The following is a 10,411-nucleotide window of genomic DNA, read 5'->3' on the forward strand; positions in this document are numbered from 1 at the left end:
TCAAAGTTATAAAAAGTACTATTCTACTTATCCCTATCTTACAGAGACTATTATGAAATATATTTAACATCTTAAAAATGTATGTACTAAAGAATAATATTTTTAATCACTAACTTTTTTGATCAATCGTTATAATCCAATTTCATCAAGATTTTTATCAATTATTACACTATCCAACAATAGAAGGAAACAAAGATGGATGAAAATATATCCAAAAGCTGAAAAGCAGTTGAGTCCCTTAAGAGAATAGTTATAATTCATTACATATAGAAATGGACATACAAAAACGCCATCCTTTCCTATAATTCTAAAGAAAGAATAGCGTATTCTTTTCAAAAATGAGTTCTTTTATTGAGAAACTTTGATTCTATATTATACATAAAAGGGCAACCAGTGCTAAAACAGCTGGAAGTCCTTGTTTCACAATAATTGATTTATTAGATGTGAAACCTCCGAAAATAGCTGCTATCACCACACAAATCACGAAAAATAATTGGACCATATAACCAATTGGATTGAGCCCAAGTACAAGTCCCCAAATGAGACCAGCCGCTAAAAATCCATTATATAAACCTTGGTTTGCAAACATAATGGCTACGTTTCGATCTCCTTCTAAATGCTTCGGTAATTTGAAAGCACGTTTCGCTACTTTTGAATCAATAAAAAACATTTCAAGGATCATGATAAACAAATGTTCTAATGCTACGATCCCAACTAAAATAGCTGCGATTATTTCCACACTATTCTGCCCCCTACACTCTCTATTCTTTAATATTCTCTACATTTTTTTGCATCTGTAATAGAACATGAATAAGTATTTTGTGTTCTTCTCCACTGATATTTACGTACATTTCCTTCATAAAATATTCCTTTTCTTTCTTGTTAAAATATTAATTGATACATCAATTATTGATACATCAATTAATATACATCTCTCTTTTTATTTTTGCAAGTTTTTTTGCTCAATTGGTTTTATTTTGTTCCAGCAACTTTAAACCAATTCAAAACATCAGTTCGCATTTCTAGAAATCATAATTACTTTAAGTTCATTCTGACAATCATATTTAACTACATATATAAAAGAATTGAGTTATATCTCCATCAATTTATAAAAATTAATTTTTTCTAAAAACAGATACTTTACGTTTTTTATAGTAATAAAAATCATTTTTTGTTTCAGAGGCAATCCATTTTGTTAGCTTGATGGGCATAGGATAGCACCCAGATGACGAACCAATTACCTTTCAAGAAGACGGCTAGAAAACTGGATTTGGTACAGGAGTTGCCTACTTCCCCGATTCAGATGGTACTAATTTAGAGCTAATTGCTCCAAAAAGGCCATTCAGACGTGAATAGTTAAAATAAATTAATACTGAAACAGCCACCTTCTGCCTGGAAGGTGGCTGTTTCAAGTTGATAGAATGACTAAAAAAGGACAAACTCTCCAATGTGAGAAGTTTGTTCAAAAAGTTTTTCGTGTTAACTATTTTTACACTAATAGCAATAATAGTGAATTAGAATAATGACTTAATACTTGCTAAAACTGTAAGTACACCTACAATAATAACAAATACGTTACTCATTTTCCCTTTGTATTTAGCTAGTACTGGCACTTTTTGAATCGCATACATCGGTAATAGACATAAGATAGCAGCAACTAAAGGACCGCTTAGAGAATCAATAAGTCCAAGAATACTTGGATTTGTATAAGCAACAAACCAGCATGATAATACAACAAAAGTAAGGATTACTGTCTTAATTGTTTTTTCTTCAATATCTTTTCCACGTGATTTACCGAACTTAATAATCATGTCACGCATTACTTCAAATGCTCCGATATAATGGCCAAGGAAAGACTTTGTAATAGCCACAAAAGCAATAATTGGAGCTGCAATAGTGATTACAGGCGAGTTAAGCTCATTAGCAAGATATGAAAGAATTGATAAGTTTTGTTCTTTTGCCATTTTTATATCATCTGGAGTCAAGCTCAATGCGCTACTCCAAACGAAGAACATAACAACAGCGAATGTCATAATATAACAAACCTTTTGTATTTGCGCACATTTAGCATCAGTGGCTTCGATTCCATACGTAGCTCTCTGTTTCACAACAAATGATGAAATCATAGGTGAATGATTAAATGAGAATACGATGATTGGTAGAATCATCAATATCGTTCCAAAATAGCCTGTTCCTGTTGAAGCAGTTGAAACAGCTGAAAAACTAAGCATTGACGTATTCCACTGTGGAATTAAAGATATTGCGATAAAAAGTAGAGAAACTATGAAAGGATACACTAACATACTCATTACCTTTACAGTAATATCTTGACCAAAATTCAGTATAGCGATAAGACCAAGAACTAATACAAGTGATAAAATAGCTCTTGGAGGTTCTGGCATGTGCAATTGATGCACGATAAAACTACTTGCAGTGTTTGTAAGCGCAACCGAATACATTAGTACGATTGTATAAATTGAACCGAAATATACGATGTTAAAAATGATACTCGCTTTATTTCCGAAATACTCTCTAATTGTACCTGTGATCCCCTCATCAGCAGAATTAGAAGCGTATATCATTTTAGCAAGTGCCCTATGTGAGTAGTACATAACTGGATATGCAAGCAATGTAATTAGTAGTAAAGATAATAAACCACCTGAACCTGCATTAATCGGTAAAAAGAGCACCCCTGCTCCAATTGCAGTTCCAAATAGACTGAGTGCCCATGTAGTATCCTGCTTATGCCACTTTTTCGGATCTGCATATTGCTCATTTTTTAGTGCGGTATTTTCAGCTTGAACTTCTATTTTCTTTGCAGTATTCCCGTTCATATAATAACTCCCCCTTGTATCTATTCCTGCATTTCTCTTTGCAACTAACAAATATTCCCTTTTTGGAAAATGAATTCCTTACAAGTTGCCCCACATTGTATGTCCTTCATCATAATGAATCCAAATTGAAACATTCGCTAATTAGCGTCCTAATATAATTGTTAGCGTTCACAAAAAATTTTACTCGTAATATCCGCTCTTTATATAAAGAACCCTTAAGAGAACAATATAGAATAGACTTCATAAATACGTTGCAACATTTCTAATAACAGTGTATTACTTTAATGGTTTCTCTTTTTTACTTTTAACAGTAATTTTAGCTAAACCGGCCTCTCTTCATTTGCGAGGCATTTCTTTCTCAATTCTATACATTACTTTCATAACTTCGGTAGCACTGATGATATTGCTCACACAAGCCACTGAAGCACATTACATACATTTCGCCTCTAATCACACACCTTTCTTACTAATAATCGCATTTTTTATATTTTCTCCAGAGATAATAAAATTTCTCTCGACGCCCTCATTATAACGTGTATATTTATAAAATTAATATTTTTATATTTTCAGAAATATTAAAGCGGAATAATTTTATATGGATAATATTTTACAGTTAGCATGTAGCCATTGTTTTTATCGCTTAAAGCTGAATTAGTTAGTAAAAAAATACAATAATACATTGTTTTTCTAGGTGACTTATTATAAAAATACTTATATCCCCTTTTATCAAAAAATTTTATTTTAAACATAAAAGATATTCTAATAAATAATTAATGTAGGTAAAAAGAAAAAAATCCCAAAATAAAAAAACCAAATTTTAGGATATATATTATTAATATTGAATTCATATACAATTTAAAAAGCTACACTGAGCAAAAAACAAAAAAGCTGCCCCATATGGACAGCTCATTTACATAATTATCGTTATCAGGAATACACAAACAAATCACTTCAATATCATCTTAATTGTAGTTTGTTCGGCTCTTCTTCAGGGATATCTCTATGTTTGTAATGAATCGTTTTTACATCATTTCCTTTTATGCGAAAAGTAATTGTGTCCCATAAGGCGGATTGTGTGCACCCTCAAAAGTTTAAATTTTAAAATCCCTCATTAACTAGCTCTTTTATCGAGTTTAATTTTGAAGAAAGCTCGATAAACCATTCTTCATCCCCTGTTAATAATGCAAGATCTATAAGATAAAGGATTTGTTCCTTATTTATTACCTTTGATTCAGGGAGTTTGTTAACGTGTTTACTAAAGAGTAAAATCGCTTCGTTTATTGTGTACTGGCCGTCACGTTTCACAATACTAACTGTAACTATATCCTCTACATCATCAAGTGATACAATATAACCAACTATTAATTCACCTTCATTTGATATTCCACGAACCCAATCTCCTACTTTTAAAACATGATTATTATTTGACATCATACCGTTTCACCTTCCTATAAATATTTTTTGTGACGATAAAAAATATATAAAAACAAATTATACTGTAATATTTTTCATTACATTTAAGTGTTAAGAACTCACGGCTATATAATAATTAAGCCGCTTAACGCTCTTGATTGATAAGGTCAACAACTTCTTTCATTGTATAATTCTTTAAGTATTCACCTAGATGCTCTTCAGCACCTAAGAAAATAGCGAAAAGAACTTTTCGCATGTTCGAACCTACAACACACTGATTGTTTGATTCTGGACACTTCGGCTGCAAAGCACCTTCAGAGGTTATCTGATAAATATGCCAAAGATTAATTTCATCTAAATCGCGAGCGAAAATAAAACCGCCACCAGTCCCCTCTTTCGATTGTATAAACTTATGTTTTTTTAACAAACTTAGTACTTTGCGAATGCGTACTGGATGAACACCTGCACTTTCTGAAATAGCATTACTTGTTGACATCCGGTCTGGCTGTAAAGCTAAATAAGTTAAACTGTGTATGGCCAAGGTAAAGTCGCTGTTCATGATTTTCCTCCTACGATTAAAAATATTGTTTCTCATATATTAACATACTGTAGCCATAAATATTACAGATTGGTTAGAACGTTAAAACATGTGGAATGCTTCTTGCCATAAAAAATTAATTCCCTTATATTCTATCCCGTCCCACCTATATCTGATAACTTCATTTAGCTTTTTAAGTTAAAAAGAAAATTAAACACTCCACTGTTTCTTCACTTGTTCTTCTGCCAACTGTTCAATTTTTGTCCAAATCGTATCTTTACTTACAATAACATTTGTTTGATAATTTCTATCTTTATAATTAACTGTAACACATACTTCAATCATCTTCTGCTTCCTCCTTTCAAGAAAATTTCTTATTTATATTTAATACCTGAAAAATTTTGAATTTAGTTATAATCTCTAGCATATAAATTCATTTTTTTAAATAATTAAGTTTAAAAACCCCACTGTTTCTTCACTTGTTCTTCTGCCAACTGTTCAATTTTTGTCCAAATCGTATCTTTGTTCACAATGACATTTGTTTGATAGTTTCTATCTTTATAATTAACTGTAACGCATACTTCTATCACCTTCAGTTTCCTCCTTTCAAAAAATTTCTCTTTCATACTATTACTTATTAATTAGCCAACTTTTGCAGTTCAATGTTTAAAAATGTTCGGACACTACGTGGTAAAAATTTGCGAATTTCTTCTTCGTTAAAACCAATTTGCAATCTTTTTTCATCCAGCATAATCGGGCGACGCAACATTAGTGGATGCTCAATTATTAATGTATAAAATTCATTTAGCGAGAGCTCATCAATATTTATATTTAAGTCCTGAAAAGTTTTGGATCTAGTTGAAATAATTTCAGTAGCCCCCTCTTCAGTTAAACGAAGAATCGATTTAAGCTCATCAACTGTCATAGAATTTGATACGATGTTTTTTTCAATATAATCAATTTGATGCTCTTCAAGCCATGCTTTCGCTTTTCGGCATGAAGCACAGCTTGCTGTTGTATATAGAATTACCATATTTAACTCACTCCTTTAATGTTATTAAACTTACATTTTAAATATCGCTTATTGAAATGTATTAAAAAAAATTACAGTTTAGAATCAAATTCACATAATGTTAATTATTCAGCAATGTTTCATTTATCTCTATTATTCATGCTACATTTTACAGACGTTAACAACTCACTTTTAAAAATCTTACTGTAATTTTAAACTTTACAGTTCAATTAATCAACTGTTAAGTCTTGGATTAATTTTAATAACACAACAAATTATTCTCCTGTAAAATTCCCCATAGCATGATGGCTCCTTCAAAGCACATTTCACGCATTTCTTGCTTACAAGTGCTATTATGGATTATATTCATCCTAATAAAAAGTACGTACTTTAAAGTGTTATAGGTACTAAAAAGTAACATATGCATTTTCAAGTGCCATTCTGCTTATTTCTCTCTTACATCGGTTATTATGACCGATATTTAGCACAATAAATAGTACGCACTGACCGATATTTAGCACAATAAATAGTACGCACTTTAAAGTGTTATAGGTACTAAAAAGAAATAATTTTAGTATTGCAACGGATGTAGGCTCACAACTGTAATCTAAATTCATCAAAGGAGTTTTTTTTTATGAAGACATACAATATTCCTGTAGAAGCGACTTTAGAAGTTATTGGCGGAAAGTGGAAAGTTGTTATCCTTTGTCATTTAAAAAAAGGAACAAAAAGAACGAGTGAATTAAAACGTTTAATGCCTGGTATTACGCAAAAAATGTTAACGCAACAATTACGGGAACTAGAAGAAGATGGTGTAATCCAAAGGAAAGTATATGACCAAGTACCACCAAAAGTAGAGTACTCTTTAACGGATTACGGTTCTTCTTTAGGAGCTATACTCGATTCCCTCTGTTCCTGGGGAGAAGTTCATCTTGAAAAAACCGGGAACACATCCATGCTGATTACAGCAGATGAATCATAACTGTAGAAGACATAAAATAGGTTGAGACAATGCTTGCCTCAACCGGTTTTTATGTCTCTTTATAATTTTTTTGCCGTAATGACTGTTTCAAACTCAAAGGTTTCCGGTAGATGATCTGCATAAGAATATTCAAAAGTTCGTCCATCCGTTAAGTAAGCTACTTGCTCAACTCGCATTAGGAAATCCTGATTTGTTAAGTTCATAAACTGCTTTTCCCTATCATCTGGGCGAATCCCTTTAACCCTGACAACAGATGTCCCTACTTCAAGACCAAGTTTATTTTGAATATGTGAGTATATCGACTCCTCTAAAACAGAAGCTTCAACACCTGGGATAACCGAAATTGGCATCCATGTATGCTCCATAATCGTCGGAATGCTGTGAATGATGCGGAGGCGAATGATTTTATAGACGAAATCACCAATTGAAACTCCCAATTTCTCAGCAACTACTTCATCAGCACCTACAATCGCAAACTCGATAATTTTACTTTCTACCTCACTACCGTAAACAGCTTTCGTACCTGTTAAAGTTTGAATCATTCGTGCCTTTTCCTGCTGATGCCAATCTTGTACCACTGTTCCACTTCCGCGCCGACGGATAATGTAGCCGTCTCTTACTAATAGATCCAGCGCTTTTTTAATCGTAAGTGCTGAAACATCGAATTCTTCAGCAAGGACGGAGCTACTCGGAATTTTTTCGTTGATTTTATATTCACCGTCTAAAATTTGCTGTTTAATCTTTTGATAAATGCCGAGGTATTTTACTTGTGTTGATCCGCTTGCCATTTCCATACCTCCTTTATACTGCAAACTCTCTTCTATTCATTCAAATGTAAAGCCTCAAGTTTGTAAACTGAAGGTGATGGGGCAGCAAATCCGTTTTCCAAGATTTCAATATTCGTTACTGCTTCTTCATCTTTCACAAGTTTTGGTGCACCATTTACAATTGTGTCATACGCTGCATCATAGAAACGACCGTAATCACCAAGCGGCGTTTTAATTTGTTTTTCAATCCAGTCACCATTTGCATTACGATACTTAGCAATTCCATAATACATCGGCGAATCTTCACCAAATCCTGCACTCTCAGGCATAATACCCGCTTTCAAATCATTTTCCTGCTGATCTTCACCGTATTTAATAAAAGAGCCATTTGTTCCATGAACGATAAAGCGTGGATAATCTTTTGCTACGATATGGTTCGTTTTCAGCTTAATCTTCAACTGATTTCCATAATGTAGACCAACATCGAAATAGTTATCAACCGCACCTTCCACTTCATTATTACGAATATCGTATGTCACTGTATTTGGACGGCCGAATAGTGAAATCATGCGGTCCATCGTATGAATACCTAAACTGTAAAATGAACCTTCTTCTTTTGGAGCTTCATGAGTGATTGAACCAGGACGGAAATAATCAATATGTGATTCAATCTCAATAATATCACCAAGGAATCCTTGTTCAACTACTTGCTTTACAGCTAAAAAATCACCATCAAAACGACGGTTTTGATAAGGCATAACGACTACACCTTTCTCTCGTCCTAAAGCTAATAATTCTTTCGCATGTTCTACTGTATCGCAAAATGGTTTTTCAACGATAACTGATTTTCCGGCTAGTATAACTTTTTTTGCTAATTCATAATGCGTATGTGCTGGCGTACAGATCGTCACGACTTGAATTTCTTTGTCATTCAACAATTCGTCCAAATCAGTAGTGAAGTAAACACCTCTTTCCTCATATGGAGCCGCTAATTCTTCATTTATTTGACGTACAAAAATCGTTTTTACTTTTATATTATTACGTGTATTTAGATAAGGTAGGTGATAACGGTTAGCTGATTTTCCAAATCCAATAAAGCCCATTGTTAATGTCATGTTCTTCAACTTCCTTGCTCATAAATTTTCGTTTCTACATTTATTATATATTTTTTCTTTAAAAGTATATAGTTTTAATTTTGAAATTATATACTAAAAAGTCGAGATAGAAATCATTTTCTGATTCCCATCTCGACTTTACGTTATAGACTTATATCCTATCATCATTTTATTTATACTCAATGACTTGAGAGCTACTTGGTTACATGCTCTTATTCATACATATACGAACGTGTCATCGGAATTGTATCATTAATCCCTTTTGTAAATACAAATTGATGTAAATCAATATTACCTGTAAAGAACGAAGCTGCACATGCATTTAAATATAAACGCCACATGCGGATAAATCGCTCATCTTTCGTTTTACGAACTTCCTCTAGTACGTTTTCAAAATTTCGAGCCCAATGTTGTAATGTTTTTCCGTAATGTCTACGTAAGCTTTCTACATCCACAATAAAAAATTGTTCGTTTGTCATGTTCGTGATTAATTCGTTCACAGCAGGAACATACCCACCAGGGAATATATATTTTTCAATCCAACCATTCGTAGCACCACCATTAGCCGGAGAAGTAATGCAATGCAGCAGAGAAATCCCGCCATCATTTAATAATTTGTTAACTGTTTCAAAGTATTGCGTAATGTTGTCTTTTCCTACATGTTCGATCATACCTACACTAACAATTTTATCAAATTTATGATTCTTAATATCGCGGTAATCAAGTAAAGATACTTCAACTAAATCCGTAAGTCCCTCTTGTTTAATTCGCTCAGAAGTCTTAGCATATTGTTCCTCACTTAACGTTACTCCCATCGCTTTCACACCGTACTGTTTAGCGGCAGCTGTAATGAGTTCACCCCACCCACAACCGATGTCTAATAGCGTATCACCTTTTTGAAGGTTCAACTTTTTCAAAATATGATTCACTTTATTATGCTGCGCTGTCGTTAAAGAATCTTGCTCATTTTGGAAATATGCACAAGAATATGTCATTGTTTCATCAAGCCATAATTTATAGAAATCGTTCCCAATATCATAATGATGAGCAATATCATCTTTATTTTTTTGTTTTGAGAAATTCCATTTACTTTTGAAATATTGCAACTTACTATCACCTAAAAAGCTATCCTGCCTTTTATAAATAGATTGAATTGCTTTTTCAAGGTTACCCTCTATTTCAAGATCCCCATTCATATATGCTTCACCGAATGCAATAGAAGGATCCTTAGCGATTTCTTTTTTTGAAAGTGGCTTATGGAATGTTATGTGAAATTGAGGTTCCCCTTCGCCATATTGGATTGTTTCTCCATTCCAAAGTGTAATTTGAACTGGATCTGAAAACAGATTTTTGAGTATTTTTTTATAAAAAAGTTCTTCAACCATAAAAACATCTCCTACTAAAAAATTGAACAAAAAACTATACTAGTTAATAAGTCTTTTTGAACATAGCTTAAAATCGTTATTGTACTGACTTCTTGCTACGAGTGTCATTATAAAACGGTTATATTATGAAGCATAGTACGTACTTTAAAGTGATGTAGGCACTTTTAAGTACCCATGACTGAAACAGGTCCTCAAAAATTTTACTTTTCATCATAACAACTTTCTAAAGTTTTAAAACGAAAAACACCACCTCGTCTGAAGTGAACCCGAATAGTGGTACATGAAAAAAACACCTCCTGAATTCGCATACTAAGTATGCAAATTTAATGGAGGTGTTTTTCGTTTGAAGACAAGAGTTCATTACC

10 protein-coding genes and 3 pseudogenes are annotated in these 10,411 nt (G+C 32.8%); 2 read left to right on the forward strand and 11 right to left on the reverse strand.

Translation table 11 applies throughout. The annotated features are described in order from the left end of the window. Positions 1-367: 367 nt before the first annotated feature. Complete coding sequence (locus ACTFSL_RS19275) at positions 368-739, reverse strand: DUF1304 domain-containing protein (RefSeq protein WP_000402471.1); 372 nt, start codon at positions 737-739, stop codon at positions 368-370. 482 nt (positions 740-1,221) lie between these two features. Here ACTFSL_RS19275 and ACTFSL_RS19280 point away from each other — a divergent pair. Beyond that, positions 1,222-1,356, forward strand: a pseudogene (locus ACTFSL_RS19280) (VOC family protein); the annotation flags it as partial. A 158-nt stretch (positions 1,357-1,514) separates the two neighbouring features. Here the strand turns inward: ACTFSL_RS19280 and ACTFSL_RS19285 are convergent. From ACTFSL_RS19285 to spxA, 7 genes and pseudogenes are all read right to left on the reverse strand, one after another. Then, on the reverse strand, positions 1,515-2,834 hold the full coding sequence (locus ACTFSL_RS19285) for an aromatic amino acid transport family protein (protein WP_001014169.1): 1,320 nt from the start codon (positions 2,832-2,834) through the stop codon (positions 1,515-1,517). A 957-nt stretch (positions 2,835-3,791) separates the two neighbouring features. Then, positions 3,792-3,925 (reverse strand): annotated as a pseudogene (locus tag ACTFSL_RS19290) (DUF3888 domain-containing protein); the annotation flags it as partial. Between the two features lie 7 nt (positions 3,926-3,932). Continuing rightward, entirely contained in the window at positions 3,933-4,268 is a 336-nt protein-coding gene (locus ACTFSL_RS19295) for an IDEAL domain-containing protein (protein ID WP_000987462.1), read from the reverse strand. A 124-nt stretch (positions 4,269-4,392) separates the two neighbouring features. Then, positions 4,393-4,806 carry an Rrf2-family transcriptional regulator SaiR gene (gene saiR / locus ACTFSL_RS19300; RefSeq protein ID WP_001083465.1) on the reverse strand — a complete coding sequence of 138 codons (414 nt, stop codon included), beginning with the start codon at positions 4,804-4,806 and terminating at the stop codon, positions 4,393-4,395. A 189-nt stretch (positions 4,807-4,995) separates the two neighbouring features. Further along, positions 4,996-5,130 (reverse strand): BA3454 family stress response protein, encoded by a 135-nt coding sequence (locus ACTFSL_RS19305; protein WP_000573516.1) that lies wholly within the window; start codon positions 5,128-5,130, stop codon positions 4,996-4,998. A 110-nt stretch (positions 5,131-5,240) separates the two neighbouring features. Continuing rightward, entirely contained in the window at positions 5,241-5,375 is a 135-nt protein-coding gene (locus ACTFSL_RS19310; RefSeq protein WP_000573515.1) for a BA3454 family stress response protein, read from the reverse strand. A 47-nt stretch (positions 5,376-5,422) separates the two neighbouring features. Continuing rightward, positions 5,423-5,818, reverse strand: coding sequence for a transcriptional regulator SpxA (spxA, locus tag ACTFSL_RS19315; protein ID WP_000236189.1), 396 nt, complete (start codon positions 5,816-5,818; stop codon positions 5,423-5,425). Between the two features lie 613 nt (positions 5,819-6,431). Between spxA and ACTFSL_RS19320 the strand changes: the two genes are divergently transcribed. Continuing rightward, entirely contained in the window at positions 6,432-6,779 is a 348-nt protein-coding gene (locus tag ACTFSL_RS19320; RefSeq protein WP_000860832.1) for a winged helix-turn-helix transcriptional regulator, read from the forward strand. Positions 6,780-6,828: 49 nt separating this feature from the next. Here ACTFSL_RS19320 and ACTFSL_RS19325 read toward each other — a convergent pair. The 3 genes and pseudogenes from ACTFSL_RS19325 to ACTFSL_RS19335 form a co-directional block, all read right to left on the reverse strand. Then, positions 6,829-7,567, reverse strand: a pseudogene (locus ACTFSL_RS19325) (GntR family transcriptional regulator). A gap of 32 nt (positions 7,568-7,599) precedes the next feature. After that, positions 7,600-8,661, reverse strand: a complete 1,062-nt coding sequence (locus ACTFSL_RS19330; protein ID WP_017673114.1) for an oxidoreductase — start codon at positions 8,659-8,661, stop codon at positions 7,600-7,602. 212 nt (positions 8,662-8,873) lie between these two features. Continuing rightward, entirely contained in the window at positions 8,874-10,046 is a 1,173-nt protein-coding gene (locus ACTFSL_RS19335) for a cyclopropane-fatty-acyl-phospholipid synthase (RefSeq protein WP_000229037.1), read from the reverse strand. Positions 10,047-10,411: the final 365 nt, after the last annotated feature.

It is taken from the genome of Bacillus cereus group sp. MYBK108-1, from assembly GCF_051917185.1.
Lineage (GTDB): Bacteria > Bacillota > Bacilli > Bacillales > Bacillaceae_G > Bacillus_A > Bacillus_A cereus.

Bases quoted from the DNA above. Each gene is read 5' to 3' on its own strand.
- ACTFSL_RS19285 (WP_001014169.1), bottom strand. From the start codon at position 2,834: ATGAACGGGAATACTGCAAAGAAAATAGAAGTTCAAGCTGAAAATACC.
- ACTFSL_RS19295 (WP_000987462.1), bottom strand. From the start codon at position 4,268: ATGATGTCAAATAATAATCATGTTTTAAAAGTAGGAGATTGGGTTCGT.
- saiR (WP_001083465.1), bottom strand. From the start codon at position 4,806: ATGAACAGCGACTTTACCTTGGCCATACACAGTTTAACTTATTTAGCT.
- ACTFSL_RS19305 (WP_000573516.1), bottom strand. From the start codon at position 5,130: ATGATTGAAGTATGTGTTACAGTTAATTATAAAGATAGAAATTATCAA.
- spxA (WP_000236189.1), bottom strand. From the start codon at position 5,818: ATGGTAATTCTATATACAACAGCAAGCTGTGCTTCATGCCGAAAAGCG.
- ACTFSL_RS19320 (WP_000860832.1), top strand. From the start codon at position 6,432: ATGAAGACATACAATATTCCTGTAGAAGCGACTTTAGAAGTTATTGGC.
- ACTFSL_RS19330 (WP_017673114.1), bottom strand. From the start codon at position 8,661: ATGACATTAACAATGGGCTTTATTGGATTTGGAAAATCAGCTAACCGT.
- ACTFSL_RS19335 (WP_000229037.1), bottom strand. From the start codon at position 10,046: ATGGTTGAAGAACTTTTTTATAAAAAAATACTCAAAAATCTGTTTTCA.